Origin of the sequence: Actinoplanes sp. NPDC051470 (assembly GCF_040682035.1) — a bacterium.
Classification (GTDB): Bacteria; Actinomycetota; Actinomycetes; order Mycobacteriales; family Micromonosporaceae; genus Actinoplanes.
Map to the genome: position 1 here is coordinate 300,398 of NZ_JBFBAA010000007.1, position 23,297 is coordinate 323,694.

Here is a 23,297-nt window from a genome sequence, read left to right on the forward strand (position 1 = left end):
CCTCCCGGAGACGGTCCGTCACGCGGCCGTGCCTGAGAAAGACTCTAATAGCAGAAGGTCAGGCCGCGCGAGCCTGCGCGGGCGGCGTCAGGCCGAGATTTCCCAACTCATGACTGGCGTACGCCAGCTCGGAGCCGACCGAGTCGGCCGGTGCGGGGGCCCCGGCGGGCCGTTCGGGTGGCGTCCCGTCGCGCGGGGCGGCATGCACGTCCAGGTATTCCGTGCCCGGCTGGGCCCCGCCCATCAGGTGGCGCAGCGCCGCGCGCCACACCTCGGTGGTGGCGGCGAGCGGCGCCGGCGGTGTCTCGGCCAGCGGCACGTGCCGGCGTACCCGCCACGGCCCGGGCGGGAACTCGTCGGCCGAGGCCGGCACCGACTCGAGGAAGGCGCCCTCCGCGTTGGTGACCGGGCAGCGCTCGCCGGCCGGGAGGTAGCCGCGCAGCGCCTCGACGCCGGCCCACGGGTCGCGCAGCTCGACGGCGGCGGCGATCCGCACCTGGATCACCGACAGCCCGGCCTCGGCCAGCCGGTCCAGGGCGTCCGCCGGGTCTTCCCAGGTGCAGGCCAGGTTGGCCAGGTCGAGGCAGATGCCGATGCGGTCGCGGCCGACCCCGGCGAGCGCCGCGATGGTCTGGTCGGTGGCGTCGAGCACGTTGCCGGGCTCGGGCTGGAGGCCGACGCGGACCGCGCGCCCGGTGTGCCAGGCGACCTCGGCCAGCCCGCCGGAGAGCCGGCCCAGGATACGGCCGCAGGCCTTCTCCTTGGCGTCGTCCCAGCCGGCCCGGCGGCCCAGCCCGATCGTGGTGACCGCGCCCCGGACGGCGTCGTCGGGCAGCAGGTCGGTCAGGACGCGGGCGAGGTCGAGGGTGTACTCCAGGCGGGCCGGGTCGCTCCAGTCCGGCTCGTCGGTAGGATTCTCGCCGCCGCCCCCGGCGTAGGGCATTCCGCTCAGCGTGACGACCTCGAGCCCGCGGGCGTCGAGTTCGGCACGCAGCCGGGTGCGGAGGCGCCCGTCGACGGCGAGGGCGGCGGCGAGGGTGGGGGGCAGCCACAGGCTCACGGTGAGGGCGTCGGCGTCGATCCGGGCCCGAACCTCGGTTGCGTACGCGTCGATCCGTTCGACCACGGCGGCGAAGTCGCGCGTCCCGTGGACGTCGATGCCGGAGCTGAGGTGGACGAGGCGGCCGGAACGGTGACGCAGACGCATCAGAACCCTCCTCCCACAGCTGCATGAGTGCATGTGCACGTGCATTCGCTCGTGCGCACGGCTCCAGTATGGACCAGGGTCCGGATCGGCCATGATCGACGTTCCGTCGTCCGCCGGGCTGTCATCCCGCCTCCATCCGTGGGGGTTCTCCAGCCCCGGATACGAGCCTCGGCTTACCCACGGATCAGCGGCGCACGAGCCGTGCGACCTTCTGACCGGCGAGAACATGATCCACGGGGCGCCGGGGCATCGGTTTGCGCCGATGCTCGCGTACGGTCTGAGCTGCTGGATGTCTTCACCTGAATGTCAACTGAGCGTGACGTGAGAGCGGTTTCTGTGTTCAGCAAATGCACAAACGGGCGTGCACGAAACGATCTCACGTGCCGACACTCCCCGTGCATATGCAAACACGATGGTGTCTGGACAGCACGAACCCCGGTGTGCCCGGCCCGACCCGGGCACACCGGGGACTGCACCCGCCGCGAGCTCGCCGGCGCGGGGCGCAACCGCGCCGTCCCTCGCTCGCTCGCGACAGGAAGACTGTGGAACTAGGAACTCAAGCCATCGCCACGGTCGACGGCTCCACCTCGATCCAGCTCGATGACTCGGCCGACCGCTCCACCGCGTCCAGGACGAGCTGGACGCCGAGCGCGTCGGTGAAGGACGGCGTCGGGTTCTGCTCGGTGGCGATCGCCTCGATCAGATCCCGCATCTCGTGGGTGAACGAGTGCTCGTAGCCGATGCCGTGGCCGGGCGGCCACCACGCCGACATGTAGGGGTGCTCCGGCTCGGTCACCTGGATGACGCTGAAGCCCTGCTCGGCGCTGGGCAGCTTGGCGTCGTAGAACTCCAGCTCGTTCATCCGCTCGAAGTCGAACGCCACCGAGCCGAGCGAACCGTTGATCTCCACGCGCAGCCCGTTCTTGCGGCCGGTGGCGAAGCGGGTGGCCTCGTAGGTGGCCACCGCTCCCCCGTCCAGCCGGGCGAGGAACAGCGCGGCGTCGTCCACGGTCACCCGACCGGTGCCCGAGCCGTTGGACGCCGCGACCAGCCCGGACGACTCCACCGGCAGCGGGCGCTCCTTGACGAACGTCTCCGTGAGAGCGCTCACCGAGGAGATCCGCTGACCGGTGACGAACTGGGTGAGGTCGACGATGTGCGCGCCGATGTCACCCAGCGCGCCCGAGCCGGCCTTGTCCTTCTGGAGCCGCCAGACCAGCGGGAACTGCGGGTCGACGATCCAGTCCTGCAGGTACACGGCCCGGACGTGGCGGATGGTGCCGATCCGGCCGTCGGCGATCAGCTTCCGCATCAGGGCCACGGCGGGCACCCGGCGGTAGTTGAAGCCGCACATCGCGCGTACCCCATTGATCTTGGCCTGCTCGGCCGCCGCGGCCATCTCTCGTGCCTCGGCGACCGAGTTGGCCAGGGGTTTCTCGCACAGCACGTGCTTGCCCGCGGCGAGCGCGGCCAGCGCGATCTCCGCGTGTGTGTCGCCTGGCGTGCAGATGTCGATCAGGTCGATGTCGTCCCGATCGATCAGCGAACGCCAATCGGTGGTGTGCGCGGCCCACCCGAGCTTGGCGGCCGCCTCGGCGACGCCCGCCTCACTCCGGCCGGACACCACCGACAGCTGCGCCGACAACGGCAGGTCGAAGGCGTGGTTGACGGTACGCCACGCCTGAGAGTGCGCGGCGCCCATGAACGCGTAGCCGACCATGCCGACCCGCAGCTGCCCCATCTCTGAACTCCCTTGGTAGCCGTGTTATCAGAACCCGAGCTTGGCGTACTTGCTCGCGTTCTCCTTGGTGATCGTCTCCGAGGCGAGGGTGATCTGCTTGGGAACCTGGAGCTCGACCAGGTCCGACATGCCCTTGCCCTGGCCGATCAGGCGGGCCAGCGAGATCGCCGAGGAGGCCATCGACGGGCTGTAGGTGACCGTCGCCTTCAGCACGCTGTCGTCCTTGGTGATCTGGTCGATCGCGGCCTTCGAGCCCGCGCCGCCGACCATGATGAACTCGCTGCGGTTGGTCTGCTTGATCGCGGCCAGCACGCCGATGCCCTGGTCGTCGTCGTGGTTCCAGAGGGCGTCCAGCTTCGGCAGCGCCTGGAGCAGGCCGGCCGCCTCGCGCTGGCCGCTGTCCGCGGTGAACTCGGCCGCGCGCCGGTTGGCCACCTTGAAGCCGGCGGCGGCCAGGGCGTCCTTGAAGCCCTTGGACCGGTCCTGGGTCAGCGGCAGCGCGTCGATGCCGGCGATCTCGCCGATGATCGGGTTGCTGACGCCCTTGGACTTCATCTGCTCGGCGATGTAGTTGCCGGCGGCCACGCCCATGCCGTAGTTGTCGCCCTTGATCAGCAGGCGGTAGGCCAGGGCGTCGGGGAACTCGCGGTCCAGGTTGATGACCGGGATACCGGCCTTGGTCGCCTCCAGGGCGGAGGAGTTCAGCTCCTTGCCGTCGTGCGGCAGGATCACGATGACCGTCGGCTTCTGCGAGATCAGCGTGGCCAGCGACGCCCGCTGGGCCGCCGCGTCGGCGCCCGCCTCGACCGCCTTCAGCTCCACGTCCTGGTACGCGCCGGCCTGGGCCTTGGCGTTGTTCGTGATGGCGGCGATCCAGCCGTGGTCGGCGGCCGGCGCCGAGAAGCCGATGACCACCTTGGTGCCGGGAGCCGAGTTGGGGTTCGCCTCCTCGTTGCTGGTGTTGATCTGGCTGTTGTTCTCCGGCTCGTTGCTGGTGCAGGCGGTGAGGAGGGCGCCCGCGCCGACCGCGGCGCCGCCGAAGAGGATGCGGCGACGAGAGAAGTTCGACATGTTTACTCCAGGGGTGACCTGGCGGCCGTACACCGGTCGCCGGATTTTTGGGGTTTGAGGGTGCGAAATTTCAGCTCTTGGTGCGTCCCAGGAGGTGGGTGAGCGATTTGTAGCGGAACTGCTGGACCAGCACGGCCGCGACGATGATGCCGCCCTTGACCATGTTCTGGACCTCGGTGGGAAGGTTGTTGATCGCGAACAGGTTCGTGATCGTGCTGAACACCAGCACGCCGAAGAGCGCGCCGACGATGGTGCCGCGGCCGCCGCTGAGCAGCGTGCCGCCGATGATCGCCGCGGCGATCGCGTCCAGTTCGTACAGGTTCGCCATGGCGGCCTGAGCGCTCGTCGCCTGGGACGTCAGCATGATCGCGCCGATCCCGCAGCAGAGGCCGGAGAGCGCGTACAGCAGCAGGGTGTGGAATTTGACGTTGATGCCGGCCAGCCGGGCCGCCTCGGGGTTGCCGCCGATCGCGACCGTGCGCCGGCCGAACGTGGTGCGGTTGAGCAGCACCCAGCCGGCCGCCACGACCAGCGCCAGGATGATCACGAGCATCGGGATGCCGAGGATCTTGGTGGACGCGATGCTGTTGATCGTGTCGTTCGAGGACACCTGGGTCTGCTTGCCGGAGATCTGCGCGGCGAGACCACGGGCGGCCACCATCATCGCCAGGGTCGCGATGAAGGGCACGAGTCTTCCGTACGAGATGAGCACGCCGTTGATCAGCCCGACCACGACGCCGACCACGATGGCCGTGAAGATCATGCCGACCGCGCCGTAGCTCTGCGTCGCCAGCGTGGTCGACCAGACGCCCGCGATGGCGACGATCGCGCCCACCGACAGGTCGATGCCGCCGCCGATGATCACGAAGGTCATGCCGACCGTGACCACGCCGATGGCCGACGCCTGCTGGAGGATCGTGAAGACGTTGTTGCTGACCCAGGTGGCATCGCCGTAGAGGTCGGGCCGGGTGATGACGCCGATGACGGCCAGGATGATCAGGACGCCGACCAGGCCGAGGTTGCGCTTCAGCGGCTCGGCGGCGTCACCTTTGAAAATGCTGTTCCGGGATTTCTTCGGGGCGTCCGGCGCGGGCGCCGGCTTCGCCACCTGCGTGTCGGTCATGCGGGCTCCCCCTCGAGCAGAGACCCCGCCATCACGAGGTCGAGAACCGTGGCTTCGTCGAGGTCGCCGGCCGGCGCCTCATGGATCAGGTGGCCCTCGCGCATCACGAGGACCCGGTCGGACAGGCCCAGCACCTCGGGCACCTCGCTGGACACCAGCAGCACGCCGACACCGTTCGCGGCCAGGTCGTGGATGACCTGGTAGAGCTCCGCGCGGGCGCCGACATCCACCCCTCGGGTGGGTTCGTCGAGCAGCAACAGCTTGGTCTGGCCGATCAGCCAGCGGCCGACCACGACCTTCTGCTGGTTGCCGCCGGACAGCGTGCGCACGGCGCGGCCGGTGTCCCGGGGCCGCAGCTCGAGCGAGTCGGCGACCTTGTCGGCGGCCTTCCGCTCGTCGCCGGCGTCGGTGAACCCGGCCGTGGCGAACGTCGCGAACGACGACAGCGTCATGTTCTTGTAGATCGGCTGGTCCAGCAGCAGCGCCTGGCTCTTGCGCTCCTCGGGGGCCATGCCGATGCCGGCCCGGACCGCGCCGCCGACCGAGGTGACCCGCTTGCCGGCCATCACCACGGTGCCGCTGTCGGCCGGGCGGGCGCCGAAGATCGTCTCCAGCAGCTCGGAACGCCCGGACCCGACCAGCCCGGCGATGCCCACGATCTCGCCCTTGCGGACGGTCAGCGAGGCGTCGGCGAACTCGCCCGCGCGGGTGAGCCCCTGCACCTCGAGCAGGACCTCGGGGTCGTCCGGCGCCACCCGCGGCGGGAACACGTACTCGATGCTCCGCCCGGTCATCCGGTTGACCAGCTCGCGGGTCGGGGTGTCACGCGCCGGCAGGTTCGCCGCGGTGGTCCGGCCGTCCTTGAGCACGGTCACCCGGTCGCCGATCTCGCGGATCTCCTCGAGCCGGTGCGAGATGTAGATGACCGCGATGCCCTGGGCGGTCAGCTCCCGGATGATCCGGAACAGGTTGCCCACCTCGTCATGAGCGAGCACGGCGCTGGGCTCGTCCATGACGATCAGCTTGGCGTCGTGCGAGAGCGCGCGGGCCATGCTGGCGATCTGCTTCCCGGCCGCGGGCAGGCTGCGGACCAGCCGGCGGGCCGGGATCTGCGGGTGGCCGAGCCGGCCCAGGATCTCCCGGGTACGCCGGGCCATCGAACCGCGCCGCACGAAGCCGAGCCGCCGCTCCTCGTGACCGAGGAAGGTGTTCTCGGCGACGGACAGGTCGTCGACCAGGTCGAGCTCCTGGTAGATGGTGGCGATGCCGGCCTTCATGGCGGCCTGCGGGTTGGCCGGGGCGAACGGCTCGCCCTGCCACAGGATGCTGCCCTCGTCGGCGCGGTGCACGCCGGCCAGGACCTTGATCAGCGTCGACTTCCCGGCGCCGTTCTGCCCGAGCAGGCAGTGCACCTCACCGGCGCGCACCTCGAGCTGGACGCCGTCCAGCGCGCGTACCCCGGGGAAAGTCTTGACGACATCGGTCAGTTCCAAGACCACCGGCGCTTCGGTTGCCACCTGGTCCTCCACCTCACCATCACGCGGCTCGGGAATGGTCGTCATGATGCCTGCTCGAAGCAGGTGTCACTGGCGAGCACGGCGGCGCCGGTGACGCCGGCTCGACTGCCCAGTTCGCTTAAAACGACGGGCAGGTTGCCGGTGGCCAGCGGCAGCGAGCGCCGGTAGACCACGCTGCGGATCTCGGCCAGCAGAATGTGCCCGAGCAGCGCCAACCCGCCCCCGATGACGATCATCGACGGATTGGCGAAGCTCACCAGCGTGGCCAGCACCGAGCCGACCCGGCGACCGCCGTCGCGGATCAGCCGGATGCACGTCACATCGCCCTCGGCCGCGCCCTCGGCGACATCCCGGGCGCCCAGCTCACCGTTGGCCGCGAGCCGCTCGGCCAGCGCCGGCGACTCGCCGCTGCGGGCGGCGGCCTGCGCGTCGCGGGACAGCGCGGCCCCGCTGAACAGCGCCTCCAGGCAGCCGGTGTTGCCGCACGAGCACACCGGCCCGTGCGAGTCGACCTGGATGTGCCCGATGTCGCCGGCGCATCCGTCGACCCCGCGGTACACGTCACCGGCCAGGTGTATTCCGCAGCCGATGCCGGTGCCGATCTTGACGAAGAGGAAGTCGTCGACGGAGTGCGCGACCCCGCCGTGCCGCTCCCCGATCGCCATGATGTTCACGTCGTTGTCGACCACCGCCGGGCAGCCGTGCTCACGGGCGAGGATCTCGCGCACCGGGTAGCGGTCCCAGCCCGGCATGATCGGCGGCGACACCGGCACGCCGTCACGGAAACTGACCGGACCGGGGACGCCGATGCCGACCGCGTCGAGCTTCTCGAAGGCGCCGTCCGTGCGTGCCTTGGCGAGCAGCTCACTGACCCGTTGCAGTATCGCTTTCGGTCCCGACCTGATGTCGGCGGTCTCGCGGTAGGCCGCGACCGTCTCCAGTCGTCCGTTGGTGACCTCGATGTCGATCGAGCTGGCGCCCAGGTCGACCGCGGCGAAGCGCAGGCGGGGGTGCAGCTCGACCAGGGTGGAACGACGGCCGCCGCGCGAGGCGGCCATGCCGGCCTCGGCGATGAGGCCCGCCGCCACGAGTCGCTCCACCTCGGCGAGCAGACGGGGGCGGGTCAGCTCGAGCCGGTCACCCAGCTCGGCGCGAGACACCGGGCCCTCGTCGCGCAACAGGCGAAGCACCCGATGGTGGGGGGCGTCGGCAACGTGCACGGGTACCTCCGGCAGGGGTTCACAGCCCTGAAACGATGCTGTGTCGTGCCGGTCACACTAGGCCCCTTCCGGCGCTCCAGTCCATACCTTCCAGAAGATCTATACCAACTTTTGCTCTCCCCAACAAAAGTCCGCGGACCCTCCCCCGTTTGTCGCGGTAAGCAGGCTGAACAGGGGAAACGGCCCCCCGACAGGGCTGTCAGCACGGGTCCGTCACCACGCAAAGAAAGTGGTCTTGGAACTCAGCGTGCACGACGAGGGCGGCCACCCCCGCCGGGGACGGCCGCCCTTTTGTCATCGGTGTCAGCTGGAAGCGAGGCCCTTTTCGCTACCCTTCTTCAGCTTCCGGTCGTCGCGCAGCTCCAGGAACGGCTCCTCGTCGGCCGGGTGCCCGGCCGCGATGGCCCGGCCCCGCTCGAGTTCGGCGTCCAGTTCGGCGCCCAGCAGGATGGCCTGGTTCGAGATCCACAGCCACACCAGGAAGGCGATCGCGCCGCCCAGCGTGCCGTACGTCTTGTTGTAGTCGGCGAAGTTGGCCAGGTAGAGGGCGAACGCCGCGGAGGCCGCCACCCACAGCAGGACGGCGAAGATGCCGCCCGGGCTGACCCAGCGGAAACCGCCGGTCTTCGCGTTCGGCGACGCCCAGTACAGGATCGAGAACATCAGGCTGACCAGGATCACCAGGACCGGCCACTTGACGATGCTCCAGACCAGCACGGCCTGGTCGCCGAGGCCGATCCGGTCGCCGATCGCCGAGGCCAGGTCGCCGGTGAAGATCACGATGACGGCCGAGGCGACCAGCATGATGCCGACGATGGCGGTGACGCCCAGCCGGATCGGCAGCGTCTTCCAGATCGGCCGGCCCTCCGGCACGTCGTAGACGGCGTTGGAGGCGCGCATGAACGCGGCCACGTAACCGGAGGCCGACCAGAAGGCCAGCGCGATACCCAGGATGGCCGCGAGGCCGGCGGTGTTCGGGTTGCTCACCTGCCCGAGCACGGTGTCGACCAGTTTCTGGATGTCGCCGTTCGGCACGACCTCCTTGACCGCGCCGGTCACCGTCGCCTTGCCGTCCCCGCCGACCAGCCCGAAGATCGAGATCAGCGCGATCACGGCCGGGAAGATCGACAGGATGCCGTAGTAGGTCAGCGCGGCGGCCCAGTCCGACACGTTGTCCTGGGAGAACTGCTTGAAGGTCCGCTTGACCGCCGCGAACACACCCTTGCCGTGCAGCTCGGCGGGCTTGTCGGGACCGTCGTTCGGGCCGGGCGGAGGCGGATCGTGCGGGTCGAGTTTGTCGTCGCCGGTGCGGGTCGTGGTGACGTCTCGTTCGCCGGCCTCTCGTGCCTCGGCCTCACGGCGCTCGTCCACGGCTGGCTCCTCCTGGTGGCGGCGCAGCAGCTTCATCGGGGTTCCTCCGCCCAGCAATCCTCGGTGACCTTCTCGGGGTTGGATGCCCCCCGCGCCCCCTGTCTAACCCATCGACTGCGGACGTTCCCCCAGGTCACTGATCACTTGAGCAACAGCAGCCCCATCCGCCGCCCGGCCACGGCGACCCCGGCGGCGAACAGCACCAGCAGATAGATCACGTCCAGGAGCTGGACCCAGCTCCACATCTCGAGGCTGATCCCGCGGATCAGGTGGACCGAGCGATAGAGCGGCGTCGCCTCGACCACCCAGCGCAACGCGGCCGGGTAGGACTCGGCCGGGACGAACGTGCCGGAGAACAGGAACAGCGCGAACTGCGCCGAGATCATCAGGTCGAAGTCCTGCCAGCTGCGCATGAACGTGGACAGCGCCAGGCCGGCCGCGCCGAACGCGAACCCGACCAGGATCGCCGCCGGCAGGGCGATCAGGGCCGAGCCCACCGTGGTCAGGCCCATCCCCACCATGATCGCCAAGAACGCGGCGGAGTAGACGCTTCCGCGGATCATCGCCCAGGTCAGCTCGCCGAACGCGATCTCCACCGGCCGCACCGGGGTCGCGACGATCCCGTCGTACAGCCGCATGAACTTCATCTTCCCGTAGAAGTTGAAGGTGGTCTCGGCGAGCGCCCCGGTCATGGCCGACGCCGCCAGCATGGCCGGCGCCACGAACGACGGGTAACCCACCGAGCGCCCGTCGGGCAACGCGATGTCGCCGACCAGCGCGCCGACGCCGATGCCGATCGACAGGAGATAGAGCACCGGTTCGAGCAGGCCGGTCGCGAAGACGATCCAATAGGCGCCGCGGAGCGTGGCGACGTTGCGTTCCATCATGGACACCGAGCGGCGCCCGGCGCCCGGTGTCAGCAGACGCGGCAGGGCCAGCGTGAGCATCAGGGGTCCTCTCAGACGACGAGCCGGCGACGGAACCGGTGCAGGGCCAGCGACCAGCCCACCGCGATCCAGGCGAACAGCACCAGCAGATGGGCGGCCGCCGGCCACGCGGTCGTGCTGCCCAGCGTGGCCGACCGGGCCAGCTCGACGCCGTGCCACAACGGCAGCACCCAGGCCAGCCAGACCAGCGGGTCGGGCATCTGGTCGATCGGGAAGAACACCCCGGAGAACAGCGACATCGGGATCATCCCGGCCCGCATCAGGATCGACAGGTAGCTCTCGGTCTGGACGGTGGCCGAATAGGCGAAGGTCGGCGTGGCCACGGCCAGCCCGACCAGCGCCCCGATCACCGGCACGGCCAGCGCCCACCACGAACGCAGCGTGCCGAACAGGGCCGCCACCAGCAGGAACGCCGCGCAGGTGGTGACCACCCGGAAGACCACGAAGGCGAGATGGCCGCCGACGATGTCGGCGACCCGCAACGGCGCCGCGGCGTGACCGAAGTAGGTGCGGCGCCACTCGAACCCGCCCAGCACCGGCCAGGTCGCCTCGCCGATGCCGACCTGCATGGCGGTCGACGCGATCAGGCCCGGCACCAGCCAGTCGAGATAGGGCACGCCGTCGACACCCGCGACATAGGCGCCCACCCCGACCCCGAAGCCGAGCACGGTGAGCAGCGGCAGCAGGAACGACGACAGCGCGCTGCCCCGCCAGGTGCGTTTGTAGCTGACCAGGTGGTATTCGAGAACATAGGCGGCGGCGACCATCAGTCGACCAGCGTCCGGCCGGTGAGGTGGAGGAAGACGTCTTCCAGGCTGCTGCGGCGGACCAGCACGCTGGCCGGGCTCAGCGAACGGGCCTGCACCTCGGCCACCGCGGCGTCGCCGTCGGGCACGTAGAGCAGGATGCGGTCGGGCAGCACCTCGACGCGCTCGCCCAGACCGGCCAGCTTCTCCGCGTACGCCTCCTGCGACTCGGTCGCGAACCGCAGCTCGACCACCTCGCGGGTCGAATAGCGCTCGATCAGCGCCCGCGGCGACCCCTCGGCGACGATCTGCCCGCCGTCCATCACCACCAGCCGGTCGCACAACTGCTCGGCCTCGTCCATGTAATGCGTGGTCAGGACCAGCGTCACGCCCTGTTTCTTGAGCCGGAACAGCCGTTCCCACACCAGGTGGCGCGCCTGCGGGTCGAGGCCCGTGGTCGGCTCGTCGAGCAGCACGATCTCGGGCTCGTTGACCAGCGCCCGGGCGATCGTCAGCCGCCGTTTCATGCCACCCGACAGCGGCTCGACCTTGCTGTCGGCCCGCTCGGTGAGCTGCACAAAATCGAGCAGCTCGTCGGCCCGTCGGCGAGCCACCCGGCGCGGGATGCCGAAGAACCGCGCATAGGTCGTCAGGTTCTCGCGCACCGACAACTCGGTGTCGAGGTTGTCGAGCTGGGGGCACACGCCCAGCCGCGCACGGATCGCCGGGCCGTCGGTGCGGGGGTCACGCCCGAGGATGCGTAACTCACCCTCGGTCGGCGGGGACACACAACCCACCATCCGCATCGTCGAACTCTTGCCGGCGCCGTTCGGCCCCAGGAAGCCGAACGCCTCACCCCGGCGCACGTCGACGTCGATGCCGGCCACCGCGGTGAAGTCGCCGAAGCGTTTGACCAGCCCCCGGGCGTGGATCAGCGATTCATCGGTCACGTCGCCAAACCCTAGACACCGGGTACGACAAACCGCGACCGACTTACAGCGGCGGCGCGCTCGCGTTCTGGGCCGCGAGCACCAGCTCCTCGGTGAGGCTGATCACCGGCTCGGCGTCCACCGGCGTACCCGAGTCGTACCGGACCGCCCAGCTCAGGCCGTCGACCCCGCTCACCCGCCGGCCGACCACCCGCACCCCGCCCTGCGGCATCGGATGATGCGACGTGTACGCCACCGACCGGGTCACCCGGGTGCGGACCTGATCGGGCAGCTCCCCCGGCTCGAGCAGCAGGAACAGCACCGGCGGCTCGTCCACCAGCACCGCGTAGTGTTCGCGCACCTCGGCCACCTCGGCCGGGATCACCCGCAGCTCACGGCCCGACCACGCGACCTTGTGGATCTCGTGCCAGCCCAGCCGGCCGCGCTCGGGCACCCACAGGCCCCGGTTGGTCGCGACCAGCGCCGCCTCGGCGTCCCCGGTTCCCACCGCCGCCCAGGCCAGCACCCGCTCGTCCCGGTCCAGCTCGGGGCGCAGCCCGGCCGGCAACTTCGGGCGTCGTCCGAAAAGCTTCACAATCCCCCCGCCGCCTGCTCCCGCAACGCCCGCGCGTGCTGTTCCAGGGAGAACAGCTCACCGGCCATCGCCAGGTACTCATCCTTGTGTGCCACCGGGTTGATCCGCTGCACCTTCGACTTCAGGTCACGGATCCGGGTGGCCACCGCACCGACCTGCAGCGTGGCCAGCACGGTCGAGACGTACCGCGGGTCGACCTCGCCGTCCACCCGCGGCGGGTCGACCGACAGCTGGCCGATCAGCGCCTTGCCGCTCAGGTCGGCGCACAGGTCACGCACCGACTCGATCCAGCCCGCTCCCCCGGCCGCGGTGGTCGTGCCACCCGCCTCGGCGATCGCCTGCCGGATCCCCTGCAGGACCGGATCGGCGTACGACTCGGTGCCCAGCGCGTCGAACATCGGGCCGGCCAGCACCGGGTATTGCAGGGCCAGCTTCAGCGCCTCACGCTCGACCAGCCGCTGCGGGCTGTCCGGCGCCTGACGCTGGGCCGGCGCCGACTGTTCCGGCGTGTACGCGTTGTTCACCGCCCGCAGCACCGGGTCGAGGTCCATGCCGAGGTCGCCGGCCAGCTTCCGGGCGTACTCAGGACGCTTCTCGCGGTCTTTGATCTTGGCCACCAGCGGCGCCGCCCGACGCATCGCCTCGACCCGCCCCTCGACCGTGTCCAGGTCGAAGCGGGACAGCGTCTGCCGCAACGCGAAGTCGACCAGCGGCTCCCGGCGCGCGACCAGGTCACGCACGGCCAGATCACCCTTGGCCAGGCGCAGGTCGCAGGGGTCCATGTTGTCCGGGGAGACCGCGATGAAGGTACGCCCGACAAAACGCTGATCTTCCTCGAACGCCCGCAGCGCCGCCTTCTGCCCCGCCGCGTCCCCGTCGAAGGTGTAGATGATCTCGCCGGAGACGCTGTCCGAGTCCATCAGCAGCCGGCGCAGCACCCCGATGTGATCGGTGCCGAACGCCGTGCCGCAGGTGGCCACCGCGGTGTGCACGCCGGCCTCATGACAGGCCATCACGTCGGTGTAGCCCTCGACGATCACCGCCTGGCTCTGCTTGGCGATCTCCCGCTTGGCGAAGTCGATGCCGTAGAGCACGTGCGACTTCTTGTAGAGCGGCGACTCCGGCGTGTTCAGATATTTCGGGCCGTCGTCATCGTCGAACAGCCGCCGCGCGCCGAAGCCGATCACGTCACCGGTCAGGTCGCGGATCGGCCAGATCAGCCGGCGCCGGAACCGGTCGATCAACGAGCCCGACTTGGCCGGTTTCGACAGCCCGCCCGCGGTCAGCTCGGCATCGGTGAAGCCCTTCAGGCGCAGATGCTTGGTGAGCAGGTCCCAGCCGTCCGGGGCGAAGCCGCAGCCGTAACGCTCGGCCGCCTCGCGCCCGAAGCCGCGCTGGGCCAGGAACTCCCGCGCGATCCGCGCGCCCGGCGTGGTCAGCTGCTCGCGGTAGAACTGGGTGGCCGCGTGGTGGGCGGCGATCAGGCGTTGCCGCTGCCCCGGCTGCGGCCGCGGCGCCCCGTTCCGGTCCCCCGGCGACTCGTCGTACCGCAGCTGGAGGCCGGCCCGGGAGGCCAGCCGCTCGACCGACTCGATGAACGACAGATGCTCCGCGTCCATCAGAAACTTGATGGCGTCCCCGCCCATCCCACAGCCGTGGCAGTTGCCGGTGAGGATGTTGTCCTCGAGGACGAAGGCGTGAGTGCCGTCCACGATCGCGCAGAAGACCTCTTCGACCTCGCCGTGGTCCTCGATCGCCTCGACGACCCAGCCGCGCCGCTCCACGCGCTGCCGGCTGCTCACGAACCGGTCGCGGTGGGAGTCGATGAGAAAGAACTCCTCGGCGAGGTCGTCCCCCATGAGGGACAAGCGGTAGCCCAAGCCGTCACCCGTGGCCGACGCCCGCTCTTCGATGCCGTAGGTGCCCACTCCGATGCGGGTGCAGAGGTCGCGGACGTATTCCAGGTGTTCACGGTTCGCCGAGTTGAGCGAGATACACCCGTCCGCGGCAACATCGCCATCCGCCGCGAAGTAGCCGGCCAGCCACCCATACAGGTAGGCGAGCGACTCGGTGAGTGGCGGCAGCTCGGTCTTGAAGTACGCCGGCATGCCGGTGACGGTCAGCCGCCCGGAGGACTCGTACGTGTCGCTGAGGGGGAACCACTTCAGCAACTCACGGTCCTTGCCGCCGTAAAGAAAGGCGACGCTGCCCTTGTCGAGCACCGTTCCATCACCGAAGACGATGCCGCGGGCGACGCCGAACGGCGAGAGCGCGAGCCGATGGCCGCCATCACGGGTGACGAGCGCCCGCGGGAACACATGCGAGAGCCGGTCACCCACCCGGAGCTCGGAGGTGACCCGCTCGACCCGCTTCTCGCCCTTGTTGGTGCGGGCCCGGATGAACCAGCGATGTTCCGCCGTCGCGCGAATCGTCTTCTTCTGCCCGTTCCGGGACAGCTGGAGGTGGAGGAGAGGCTGCTCGCCGAACGATTGGAACGGCGCCTCCACGAACCGGCCGTGCGTGGTGATCACGCGGTGCCGCCCGCCGGCCAGGTCGCGGATCTCCCGGATGCCCTGGTCGGTGATCACCCGCGTCTCACCCGCCAGGCAGAAGTACACGTTGCGGGCCGGGCTGACGGTGAACGACGGGGTCTTCTCGTCGTGGAAGGGACACAGGCCCTTCAGGTTGCCGCCGCCCGCGGACTTGAGCGTCACCGTCTCGTTGATGATGTCGGCGATGGACGTGCGGTCGCGGACCAGCGCGATGTCTTCGTCCTTGACCCTGGCCACCGGTACATCCTGCCTCGCGCTAGTCGGCGTCCGCCACGAGGGTCCGGTGCCAGGCCACGGCCGCGTGGTCGGTGAGCGACGCCACCTGGTCGACGACCACGCGCAGGCGGGCCGGATCGTCGGCGGCCTGCTTCCAGAGCGGGGCGAAGACCGGGTCGAGGCCGTCGGGCGCCCGCTCGCACAACGCGGCCACGAGATCCTTGAGGATGGTGCGCTGGCGCTCGTACCAGTCTTCGGCGGCGCGCAGGCGCATCACGTAGCGCAACGCCATGCCCTTGAGCAGCGCGCAGTGATTACGCACCGTACGCGGCACGACCAGGTCGGCCTCGTACCGCCGCACCCGTTCCGAACCGTGCCGGCTGATCGTGGCGCCGACCGCCGAGGAGACGAACCGGCCGGTCAGCACGCTGGTCATCCGCTTGAGGGCGATCTGGCTGGCGAACGTGCCGTCGTGGTCGGCGGCGGCCGCCACCACCTCGTCGGCGAGCAGGCCGTCGAGCGAGGCGGCCAGCTCGTCGGGTGGTGACGAGGAGTAGACCGCGGCGACGTCGGCGACCAGGGCGGCCCGCTCGTCGGCGTCGTCGAGCAGGTGGCGGAGCGTGATGTAGCCGCCGTGCACACCGTCTTCGACGTCGTGCACGGAGTAGGCGACGTCGTCGGCCCAGTCCATCACCTGGGCCTCGAGGCAGCGGCGCTCGCCGCCCGGCCCGCCGGCCCGGATCCACTCGAAGACCGGCACGTCGTCGGCGTACACCCCGAACTTGCGGTTTCCGGGTTGGCGCAGCCAGGGGTATTTGCTGGTGGCGTCGAGGGAGGCCCGGGTCAGGTTGAGGCCGGCGCCGGGGACCTTGGCCTCGAGCCGGGTCAGCACCCGAAGCGTCTGAGCGTTGCCCTCGAAACCGCCGCAGGGCTGCGCCACCTCGTCGAGCGCGCCCTCGCCGTTGTGGCCGAAGGGCGGGTGGCCCAGGTCGTGGGCGAGGCCCGCGGTATCCACCACGTCGGGGTCGCAGCCCAGCCGGGCGCCCATCTCGCGGGAGATCTGGGCGACCTCGAGGGAATGGGTCAGGCGGGTACGCAGGAAGTCGTCCGACCCGGCCGTGTGCACCTGGGTCTTGGTGGCGAGCCGGCGGAACCCGGCGGAATGAAGCACGCGGGCGCGGTCACGCTCGAACTGGGTGCGCCCATAACCGCTGTCCTTGGCCGGTTCGGGCGCCCAGCGCTCGGCATCCATGTGATCAGCCTAAGTGTTGGGTGTGACAGGCCGACCAGGTAGTTGTGGGAGTCAAGTTGACCATCGTCGCGCGTCTGCTGCTCATGACGATCGCCGGGGTGGCCGCCTCGTTCCTGGTGGCCGGCGCGGCCACCTGGGGGTCGACCGGGCAGGCCGACGTCGCCCGGGAGATCACCCGGGTGAGCGACGGCATGAGCCGGCAGTGGAACGCCGACATGATGCACGACGGCCTGCGGGCCGACGTGATGTCGGCGATGTACGCGACCACGCCGGCGGATCGGGAGCGGTTCGCCGTCGACGAGGTGGACGAGCACGCCACCACCATGCTGACCAACTTCGACGCGGCCGCGACGATGGCGCCGGCCTCGCTGACCGCGGAGTACGCACGGGTCCGTCCGGCGGTGGTCACGTACGGCGACACCGCGCGGGCGATCGTGGCCGGCGAGAAGGGCCGGCTGCCCGACTTCCTCGACCAGTTCGCGGCGCTGGAGAACGACCTGGGCGCCATCGACGACGCGATGCTGGCCGCGGTCGGCGAGGCCGGCGTGGACGGGCAGCGGTCGGCGTCCCGGGCGTCCAGGATCGTGGTCCTGGGCACGGCGGTGGGCCTGCTGCTGACCGCGCTGGCGGCGCTGATGACCATCCGGGCGATCCGCCGGCCGATGCGCCGGATGCTGGCGGCGTTACGCGCGATGGCTCAGCGTGACCTCACGGTCCAGGCCGAGGTGACGCAACGTGACGAGTTCGGGGAGATGGCCGACGCCTTGAACGAGGCGGTGACGGCCGTGCGTACGACGATCGCGGCCACCGCGACCAGCGTGGCCGAGCTGACCACGGCGAGCGGCGACCTGCGCGGGCTGGCCGGGAACCTGGACGGCTCGGCCGAACAGACATCGGCCCAGGCGCGCAACGCGGACGCGGCGGCCCGGCAGGTGTCGGCCTCGGTGACCGACATGACCACCGCCACCGGTGAGCTGGCCGGGTCGATCCGGGAGATCGCCCGGCAGACCTCGGACGCGGCGTTGACCACGTCCCGGGCCACGCAGAGCGCGACCGAGACGGCGGCCGCGGTATCGGCGCTGAGCGCGGCCAGCGGCGAGGTGGGCGACATCGTCAAGCTGATCACCCAGATCGCCGAACAGACCAACCTGCTGGCGCTGAACGCGACGATCGAGGCGGCGCGGGCCGGCGCGGCGGGCAAGGGTTTCGCCGTGGTCGCGACCGAGGTGAAGGAGCTGGCCCAGGAGACGGCCCACGCGACCAGCGACATCACCGCCAAGATCGGCGCGATTCAGGAGATGACGACGCGTACGGCCACCGCGATCGCCACCATCACCGAGGTGATCGGGCAGATCGACGACGGGCAGCGGACCATCGCGGCCGCGGTCGAGGAGCAGTCGGCGACCACCGAGCTGATGGCCGGCAACGTGGGTCACGTGTCGGCCGCGGCCGGCGAGATCAGCGGCACGGTCGCGCACATCACCCGCTCGTCGGAGTCGACCGCGGAGGACGCGAACACCACCCGCCGGTCGGCCGAGCGGGTCAGCTCGGCGGCCGGTGAGCTGGAGGGCCTGATCGGCCAGTTCCGCTACTGATCCTTCGTCCGGCTGGACAGCACGCAGAACTCGTTGCCCTCGGGGTCGGCCAGCACCACCCAGCCGGCGTCGTTCTGGCCGATGTCGACCGGCCGGGCGCCCATGTCGACCAGCCGCTCGACCTCGGACTCCTGATCTTCCGGGCGCAGGTCGATGTGCAGCCGGTTCTTCACCGTCTTGGCATCCGGCACCGGGGTGAACAGCAGGCCGGGCATCTCCTCGGGGCTACGCCGGATCTCCACCTCCTCCGGCGCCTCGTGCACGATCCGGTAGCCCAGGGCCTCGGCCCACCATCGGGCCAGCCGAGCCGGATCCTCCGAGTCGACCACGATCTGCTCCCAGCGCACGCCCATCGATCCCCCTGCAACGCCCCATCGAAAGTGGCGATCATGTTACGCGCCACCGCCGGGAGGGTTACCGGCGGAACAACGCACCGGCGGTGCGGCGACGGGGCTCGATGGCCGCACACCATGCGATCACCCGATGCCCACTCATCCGAGGAGTCGACGTGGATCCCGTCTCGTTGCGGCGCGTCCTTCGCCAGCTCGCCGAGGCCGGCCGGACCGGCGCCCTGCAGGTCGGCGGCTCGCCCGGCGGGGTGCTCTATCTGGTGGCCGGACATATCGCCCACGCCGAGTCACCCGCCTGCCCGGGGTTCGGCGAGCGGCTGGTGTCGTCCGGGCGGCTGAGCGCCGCGGCCTGGTCGGCCGCGTACGCCGAGGGCCACCCGCGGTGCCGGGTCGGCCGGGCGCTGGTGCGCGGCGGCCATCTGGGCCAGAACGAGCTGGCCCGCCGGGCGTCGTCGGCCGCCCGCGAGGCGACCCGGATGGTGCTGCAGAGCGAGCGGGCGACGGTCCGGTTCATCGCCGGGGAGCGCCACTGGCTGGGCGATCACGTTGTCCCGCAACGGATCCGCGGCGGCGCCGAGCTGGCTTCGTGAAACCGGCCGAAGAGGACGCACATGGGGTGCGACTTCTCGGCTCACCGTGCCCGCAGGATGGCCCACGGTGACGACGAAGCAAGGTCGCAGCGACGTCGCCGGCGGGACGGACACAACGCTGAGGAGAGACGTGCCCGGCGTGGAGCACTGCCTGCAGGAGGCCATGACGATCCCGGGCGCGGTCGGGGCCGGGATCGTCGACTACACCACCGGGTTCCCGGTCGCCACGACCGGGGCCGCGCCGAACTCCGATCATGAGGCCGCGGCGGCCGGAACCGCCGACGTGGTCCAGGCCGCGACGAGCCGTTCGCTGTTCGTCTCGGCGATACCGCACGACCTGCTGGAAGACCTGATCATCACCACCGCGGGCGGCTACCACCTGCTGCGGCTGGTGCGGACCGACTTCGACAGCCGGCTGGTGCTCTGGGTGTGGCTGGACCGGGTGCACGGCAACCTCGCGGTGGCCCGGCGGCGCATGCAGACGCTGGCGGCGGAGCTCGTCGCCACCTAGGACCTGTCCGACGTAGAGCCACCCGTACCTCTCGGCCGGAAGGATGGACGTGAGCCCCACCAGGACCGCGGCTCCCGGGCGCCTGCTGACACAGGTGGCGGGTGAGCGGCAGACCGGAGCGCTGGTGGTGGGTGGCCACCCCGGCGGCCCTCCGGGGGGTGCCGTCTACCTGCAGGACGGCGCGGTGATCTACGCGGAGTCGCCGGGCGCGCCCGGGGTCGGCGAGCTGCTGACCGCGTCCGGGCGGCTGGCCGGGCGGACCTGGCAGGCGGCGCTGGACGCGGGCGCGACGAGCGCCAAGGTCGGCCGGCTGCTGCTCGACCAGGGCCACCTGACCCAGGGCGAGCTGGAGCTGTGCGTGCTCGGCGCGATCTACGACGCGGCCTACTTCGCGCTGTCCCCGGCCAGCGCGCCGGTCGACTTCCGGGCCGGCGCCGGGCACTGGCTGGGCGCGGTGGTGCGGGTCGACGCGGCGGCGGTGAACCGGGAGTCGCGGCGGCGGGCCCGGCTGCTCGACGAGATCTTCCCGCACGCGCAGGTCGACTCGGCGCCGGTCAGCCCGGTTCCACGGGCGCCGCTGGAACGCGTCACGCTGACCGCGCTGCAGTGGGAGTTGCTGGTGCACGCGGACGGCCAGCGCACGCCCGCGGATCTGGCGCAGCTGCTCGGCCGGGCCGGCTTCGCCACGATCCAGGAACTGCGGAGGCTGGCGGCGCTCGGCCTGATCGAGCGGCCCACGGAACGTCGGGGTCAGGGCGACGACCCCGATCTGGTACGCCTTCCGCGCGCACGTGGCACCGCCCCCGCGGCGTCGGCCACCCGTCCGACGGTGACGCTGGACGAGGGGCCGCTGGTGCCGGTGACCCACCACCGCACGGCCACGGTGACCGAGGAACCCCCGCACACCGGCGAACCGGTGACCAACGGCACGATCTACCGCCCGCCGCGGCTGGCCCGCCGCAAACCCGGCGCGAAGCTCCCCAAGGACCTGGCCGGCGAACCACCGCCGGAGCCCCCCGGGGCCGACGAGGTCCTGCTGAAACGCATCCGCACCGCATTGCGAGCCCTGCGGTGACGCGCGCACCCCCGAGAGAGAAGGAGGCCGAGCATGGTTGATCCGGCGGTGCTCGAGGAACTCGGCAACCTCCGGAACAGGTTGCCGGAACTGTCCGGGAGCGTGCTCTCGACCACGGACGGAATGGTGGTCGCGCACGATGCGCACGGCATCGAACCGGACAGCCTCGCGGCGCTGGCGGCGGCGCATCTCGCGCTGGCCCGCCGGTTCGCGCACGCCGTCGACCACGGCGAGCTGCGGGAATCGGTGGTGCAGTGCGACGGCGGTTACATCTCGTCGTACGCCGCCGGGCCGGACGCCCTGCTCACCGTCGTGACCACCGGCAACGCGAACCTGGCGATGGTGCACCTCGAGGCCCGGCGCAGCGTCCGGCGCCTGGTCGCGCTGCTCACCCTCGACTTCGTCACCCCGGCCCGGCCGGACATCCCTCATCAGCCCGGGCCATCGGCGCCGCTCGCGCGGCGTTCCCCGATGGCCACCCTGCCCACCGACATCCGGCGCCGGCAAGCCGCCGGCTGACCGCCCCTTATCCCACACCGACGGAGGAAAGGCCCCATGCCCGACATGGACACCGCACTCAAAGAGATCATGGACATCGACGGCGCGATCGGCGTCGCTCTCGTGGACCACACCAGCGGAATGGCGCTGGGCACCGCGGGCGGCGGCAAGGAGCTCGACCTGACGGTCGCCGCGGCCGGCAACACCGACGTGGTCCGGGCCAAGCTCCGCGCCATGGAGATGCTCAACCTGACCGAGAAGATCGAGGACATCCTGATCACCCTCGACACCCAGTACCACCTGATCCGGCCGCTGACCAGCCGCTCCGGCAAGGGCCTGTTCCTCTACGTGGCCCTGCGGCGGGACCGGTCGAACCTGGCCATGGCCCGGCATCAGCTCAAGCGGATCGAAGCGGACCTCGACGTCTGAGACGGACAATGATCCGCACCTAGGCGGGGAGGGCTCCTTTCCCTCCCCGCCTTTCTCGGTGGGCCCGCACGCTGATCATGATCTCGGCCGGCGTCCAGTTCGGCTGGCATGTCAGCTACGGCGACGTCTTCGCCGACCCGGCCGTCGACCAGCGGGTGCTCCCCTGGTTCGCCGTCCTCTCCGGCGCCCTCGTGCTGATCGCGATCGCCCAGCTGGTGCTGATGTGGGCCCGCGTCCGCCCGGCCCCGGCCCCGGCCGCCGTCGCGGCCCAGACCGGGACCTAGGCTTGGTGGATGACGTCGGTGCGGGAGACGGTCGCGGCCGTGCTCGGCGGGACCATCGGCTGGGAGGACGGGCTCGACGCGCTCACCGTCGCGTCGGCCGGTGAGGTCGACGCCGTCGTCTGGGCGTCGGTGCGGGAAGCGGTCGGCCGGCTCACCGACCGCGGGTGGCAGCCGGTCGAACTGCACCGGGTGGTGGCCCGGCAGGGCGACCCCGGCCAGGCCCGGCTGGTCGTCGACGCGATCGCGGCCCGGCTGCGCGACGAGCGGGTGGTCGATCCGCGCTGGCTCGACCAGGCCGGCGAGCTCGGCGCCGAGGTGTGGTGGTCCGGCGACGACGATCATCTGCGGGCCGCGGCCACGCGCTGGCGGGTCGACCGGGTCGCGCTGATCGACGCGGCGCTGGCCCTTCTGCGTACGCTGCGCGGGCTCCCGGCGATCGAGGTGCTGATCCCGCCGCCCGGCACGGTCGCGACGACGCCCGCCGCCGGCTCCGACCCGAGGCTGCTCCACCGGGTCCGGTCCCTGCTCGCCAAGGCGGAGGCGACGGCGTTCCCGGCCGAGGCCGAGACCTACACCGCCAAGGCCCAGGAGCTGATCGCCCGGTACAGCCTCGACGTGGCGCTCGACCCGGCCGTCGAGGTCGTGCCGTTCGCCCGCCGGATCGGCGTCGACCACCCGTACGAGAGCGAGAAGGCCTCGCTGCTCGACGCCGTGGCCCGAGCCAACCGGTGCCACACGGTGTGGTCGCCCGAGCTGGGGTTCAGCACGGTGTTCGGGTTCGAGGCCGACCTCACCGCGACCGAGCTGGTCTACACGTCGCTGCTGGTGCAGAGCCACCGCGCGATGAACACGGCCGAGCCACGCGCCGGCAAGGCCCGGGTCAAGGCGTTCCGGCGGTCGTTCCTGATCGCGTACGCCGTCCGCATCGGTGAACGCCTGGAAACGGTAACCGCGAGCGCCGCGGCCGAGGCCGGCGGCAACGTGCTGCCGGTGCTGGCGTCCCGGGACGTCCAGGTGCGCGAGACGATGGAGCGGGCGTTCCCGCGGACGGTCCGTTCCCGCGGTTTCCGCGTGAACAGCGGCGAGGGCTGGGAGTCGGGACGCGAGGCGGCCGACCGGGCGAGCCTGGGCTGACCCCGCCCTCCCCCGACGAGGACCCGGCGGTGCTGGCCGAGGCGGTCGCCTATCGGGCCGAGCTGGCCCAGAACCTGAAGGAGACTAGCCCCGCATTCCGCACGTCGGTGATCGTGGGGGGTTTCGGCGCGGCGGGTTGGCCGGGGGCAGGTTCGGTGGCAGCGTGGCGGGGTTGTGAGAGAGCGTGCGCGATACGGTGCGGTGCCGTCGGTGGAGAAGGCGTTGGGGTCGTTGCCGGTGGTCGCGGCATTCGCCGGTCGGCTGCGGATTCGCGATGTCATCGATGGGTTGTGCCCGGTCGACGACCGGTCGGAGTTGACCCACGGGCAGGTCATCGAAGCCCT

Annotated in this window: 22 protein-coding genes; 8 read left to right on the forward strand and 14 right to left on the reverse strand. The window is 70.9% G+C overall.

The annotated features are described in order from the left end of the window. Positions 1 to 58: 58 nt before the first annotated feature. From AB0M54_RS15910 to AB0M54_RS15970, 13 genes are all read right to left on the reverse strand, one after another. Positions 59 to 1,207, reverse strand: a complete 1,149-nt coding sequence (locus tag AB0M54_RS15910) for a TIM barrel protein (RefSeq protein ID WP_364320754.1) — start codon at positions 1,205 to 1,207, stop codon at positions 59 to 61. A 556-nt stretch (positions 1,208 to 1,763) separates the two neighbouring features. After that, positions 1,764 to 2,948: a Gfo/Idh/MocA family oxidoreductase gene (locus AB0M54_RS15915; RefSeq protein ID WP_364471793.1), complete on the reverse strand. Its 1,185-nt coding sequence runs from the start codon at positions 2,946 to 2,948 to the stop codon at positions 1,764 to 1,766. A 27-nt stretch (positions 2,949 to 2,975) separates the two neighbouring features. After that, a complete protein-coding gene (locus tag AB0M54_RS15920) occupies positions 2,976 to 4,019 on the reverse strand; it encodes a substrate-binding domain-containing protein (RefSeq protein WP_364320749.1) in 1,044 nt (347 codons plus the stop codon). A gap of 70 nt (positions 4,020 to 4,089) precedes the next feature. Then, positions 4,090 to 5,142, reverse strand: a complete 1,053-nt coding sequence (locus AB0M54_RS15925) for an ABC transporter permease (RefSeq protein WP_364320746.1) — start codon at positions 5,140 to 5,142, stop codon at positions 4,090 to 4,092. Further along, positions 5,139 to 6,704 (reverse strand): sugar ABC transporter ATP-binding protein, encoded by a 1,566-nt coding sequence (locus AB0M54_RS15930; protein WP_364471796.1) that lies wholly within the window; start codon positions 6,702 to 6,704, stop codon positions 5,139 to 5,141. The genes AB0M54_RS15925 and AB0M54_RS15930 overlap by 4 nt, the downstream gene beginning before the upstream one ends. Then, positions 6,701 to 7,879, reverse strand: coding sequence for an ROK family transcriptional regulator (locus tag AB0M54_RS15935; RefSeq protein WP_364320740.1), 1,179 nt, complete (start codon positions 7,877 to 7,879; stop codon positions 6,701 to 6,703). The genes AB0M54_RS15930 and AB0M54_RS15935 overlap by 4 nt, the downstream gene beginning before the upstream one ends. A gap of 303 nt (positions 7,880 to 8,182) precedes the next feature. Further along, positions 8,183 to 9,286 (reverse strand): YihY/virulence factor BrkB family protein, encoded by a 1,104-nt coding sequence (locus tag AB0M54_RS15940; protein ID WP_364471799.1) that lies wholly within the window; start codon positions 9,284 to 9,286, stop codon positions 8,183 to 8,185. A gap of 104 nt (positions 9,287 to 9,390) precedes the next feature. Continuing rightward, a complete protein-coding gene (locus AB0M54_RS15945; protein WP_364320734.1) occupies positions 9,391 to 10,197 on the reverse strand; it encodes an ABC transporter permease in 807 nt (268 codons plus the stop codon). Between the two features lie 11 nt (positions 10,198 to 10,208). Continuing rightward, positions 10,209 to 10,964: an ABC transporter permease gene (locus tag AB0M54_RS15950; RefSeq protein ID WP_364320731.1), complete on the reverse strand. Its 756-nt coding sequence runs from the start codon at positions 10,962 to 10,964 to the stop codon at positions 10,209 to 10,211. Beyond that, a complete protein-coding gene (locus tag AB0M54_RS15955; protein WP_364320728.1) occupies positions 10,964 to 11,893 on the reverse strand; it encodes an ABC transporter ATP-binding protein in 930 nt (309 codons plus the stop codon). The genes AB0M54_RS15950 and AB0M54_RS15955 overlap by 1 nt, the downstream gene beginning before the upstream one ends. Positions 11,894 to 11,936: 43 nt before the next feature. Further along, positions 11,937 to 12,467, reverse strand: a complete 531-nt coding sequence (locus AB0M54_RS15960) for a hypothetical protein (RefSeq protein WP_364320725.1) — start codon at positions 12,465 to 12,467, stop codon at positions 11,937 to 11,939. Beyond that, positions 12,464 to 15,256: a DNA primase gene (gene dnaG / locus AB0M54_RS15965; RefSeq protein ID WP_364471802.1), complete on the reverse strand. Its 2,793-nt coding sequence runs from the start codon at positions 15,254 to 15,256 to the stop codon at positions 12,464 to 12,466. The genes AB0M54_RS15960 and dnaG overlap by 4 nt, the downstream gene beginning before the upstream one ends. 19 nt (positions 15,257 to 15,275) lie before the next feature. Next, positions 15,276 to 16,487: a deoxyguanosinetriphosphate triphosphohydrolase gene (locus AB0M54_RS15970; protein WP_364471805.1), complete on the reverse strand. Its 1,212-nt coding sequence runs from the start codon at positions 16,485 to 16,487 to the stop codon at positions 15,276 to 15,278. A gap of 56 nt (positions 16,488 to 16,543) precedes the next feature. Here AB0M54_RS15970 and AB0M54_RS15975 point away from each other — a divergent pair, with 56 nt between their 5' ends. Next, complete coding sequence (locus AB0M54_RS15975; RefSeq protein WP_364471808.1) at positions 16,544 to 18,082, forward strand: methyl-accepting chemotaxis protein; 1,539 nt, start codon at positions 16,544 to 16,546, stop codon at positions 18,080 to 18,082. On the opposite strand, the gene AB0M54_RS15980 is transcribed toward AB0M54_RS15975, so the two are convergent. Then, positions 18,076 to 18,435, reverse strand: coding sequence for a VOC family protein (locus AB0M54_RS15980; protein WP_364320713.1), 360 nt, complete (start codon positions 18,433 to 18,435; stop codon positions 18,076 to 18,078). The genes AB0M54_RS15975 and AB0M54_RS15980 overlap by 7 nt on opposite strands. Positions 18,436 to 18,590: 155 nt before the next feature. Here AB0M54_RS15980 and AB0M54_RS15985 point away from each other — a divergent pair, with 155 nt between their 5' ends. The 7 genes from AB0M54_RS15985 (at position 18,591) to AB0M54_RS16015 (ending at position 22,953) form a co-directional block, all read left to right on the forward strand. After that, on the forward strand, positions 18,591 to 19,022 hold the full coding sequence (locus AB0M54_RS15985) for a DUF4388 domain-containing protein (protein WP_364320710.1): 432 nt from the start codon (positions 18,591 to 18,593) through the stop codon (positions 19,020 to 19,022). A 67-nt stretch (positions 19,023 to 19,089) separates the two neighbouring features. After that, on the forward strand, positions 19,090 to 19,533 hold the full coding sequence (locus AB0M54_RS15990; protein WP_364320707.1) for a hypothetical protein: 444 nt from the start codon (positions 19,090 to 19,092) through the stop codon (positions 19,531 to 19,533). 43 nt (positions 19,534 to 19,576) lie between these two features. Then, positions 19,577 to 20,608 carry a DUF4388 domain-containing protein gene (locus tag AB0M54_RS15995; RefSeq protein ID WP_364471811.1) on the forward strand — a complete coding sequence of 344 codons (1,032 nt, stop codon included), beginning with the start codon at positions 19,577 to 19,579 and terminating at the stop codon, positions 20,606 to 20,608. Positions 20,609 to 20,641: 33 nt separating this feature from the next. Beyond that, the gene (locus tag AB0M54_RS16000) at positions 20,642 to 21,127 is read left to right on the forward strand and encodes a roadblock/LC7 domain-containing protein (RefSeq protein WP_364471814.1); all 486 of its coding nucleotides are present in this window, start codon (positions 20,642 to 20,644) and stop codon (positions 21,125 to 21,127) included. A gap of 36 nt (positions 21,128 to 21,163) precedes the next feature. Then, the gene (locus AB0M54_RS16005) at positions 21,164 to 21,535 is read left to right on the forward strand and encodes a hypothetical protein (protein WP_364320699.1); all 372 of its coding nucleotides are present in this window, start codon (positions 21,164 to 21,166) and stop codon (positions 21,533 to 21,535) included. A gap of 77 nt (positions 21,536 to 21,612) precedes the next feature. Beyond that, positions 21,613 to 21,819, forward strand: a complete 207-nt coding sequence (locus AB0M54_RS16010; RefSeq protein WP_364320696.1) for a hypothetical protein — start codon at positions 21,613 to 21,615, stop codon at positions 21,817 to 21,819. Positions 21,820 to 21,828: 9 nt separating this feature from the next. After that, on the forward strand, positions 21,829 to 22,953 hold the full coding sequence (locus AB0M54_RS16015) for a DUF2786 domain-containing protein (RefSeq protein ID WP_364471817.1): 1,125 nt from the start codon (positions 21,829 to 21,831) through the stop codon (positions 22,951 to 22,953). The last annotated feature ends 344 nt before the right edge of the window (positions 22,954 to 23,297 follow it).

What these genes read in the sequence shown, in the direction of transcription:
- AB0M54_RS15910 (WP_364320754.1), bottom strand. Translation starts at nt 1,207, where the DNA reads ATGCGTCTGCGTCACCGTTCCGGCCGCCTCGTCCACCTCAGCTCCGGC.
- AB0M54_RS15915 (WP_364471793.1), bottom strand. Translation starts at nt 2,948, where the DNA reads ATGGGGCAGCTGCGGGTCGGCATGGTCGGCTACGCGTTCATGGGCGCC.
- AB0M54_RS15920 (WP_364320749.1), bottom strand. Translation starts at nt 4,019, where the DNA reads ATGTCGAACTTCTCTCGTCGCCGCATCCTCTTCGGCGGCGCCGCGGTC.
- AB0M54_RS15925 (WP_364320746.1), bottom strand. Translation starts at nt 5,142, where the DNA reads ATGACCGACACGCAGGTGGCGAAGCCGGCGCCCGCGCCGGACGCCCCG.
- AB0M54_RS15930 (WP_364471796.1), bottom strand. Translation starts at nt 6,704, where the DNA reads ATGACGACCATTCCCGAGCCGCGTGATGGTGAGGTGGAGGACCAGGTG.
- AB0M54_RS15940 (WP_364471799.1), bottom strand. Translation starts at nt 9,286, where the DNA reads ATGAAGCTGCTGCGCCGCCACCAGGAGGAGCCAGCCGTGGACGAGCGC.
- AB0M54_RS15945 (WP_364320734.1), bottom strand. Translation starts at nt 10,197, where the DNA reads ATGCTCACGCTGGCCCTGCCGCGTCTGCTGACACCGGGCGCCGGGCGC.
- AB0M54_RS15950 (WP_364320731.1), bottom strand. Translation starts at nt 10,964, where the DNA reads ATGGTCGCCGCCGCCTATGTTCTCGAATACCACCTGGTCAGCTACAAA.
- AB0M54_RS15970 (WP_364471805.1), bottom strand. Translation starts at nt 16,487, where the DNA reads ATGGATGCCGAGCGCTGGGCGCCCGAACCGGCCAAGGACAGCGGTTAT.
- AB0M54_RS15980 (WP_364320713.1), bottom strand. Translation starts at nt 18,435, where the DNA reads ATGGGCGTGCGCTGGGAGCAGATCGTGGTCGACTCGGAGGATCCGGCT.
- AB0M54_RS15995 (WP_364471811.1), top strand. Translation starts at nt 19,577, where the DNA reads ATGGACGTGAGCCCCACCAGGACCGCGGCTCCCGGGCGCCTGCTGACA.
- AB0M54_RS16000 (WP_364471814.1), top strand. Translation starts at nt 20,642, where the DNA reads ATGGTTGATCCGGCGGTGCTCGAGGAACTCGGCAACCTCCGGAACAGG.
- AB0M54_RS16005 (WP_364320699.1), top strand. Translation starts at nt 21,164, where the DNA reads ATGCCCGACATGGACACCGCACTCAAAGAGATCATGGACATCGACGGC.
- AB0M54_RS16010 (WP_364320696.1), top strand. Translation starts at nt 21,613, where the DNA reads ATGATCTCGGCCGGCGTCCAGTTCGGCTGGCATGTCAGCTACGGCGAC.
- AB0M54_RS16015 (WP_364471817.1), top strand. Translation starts at nt 21,829, where the DNA reads ATGACGTCGGTGCGGGAGACGGTCGCGGCCGTGCTCGGCGGGACCATC.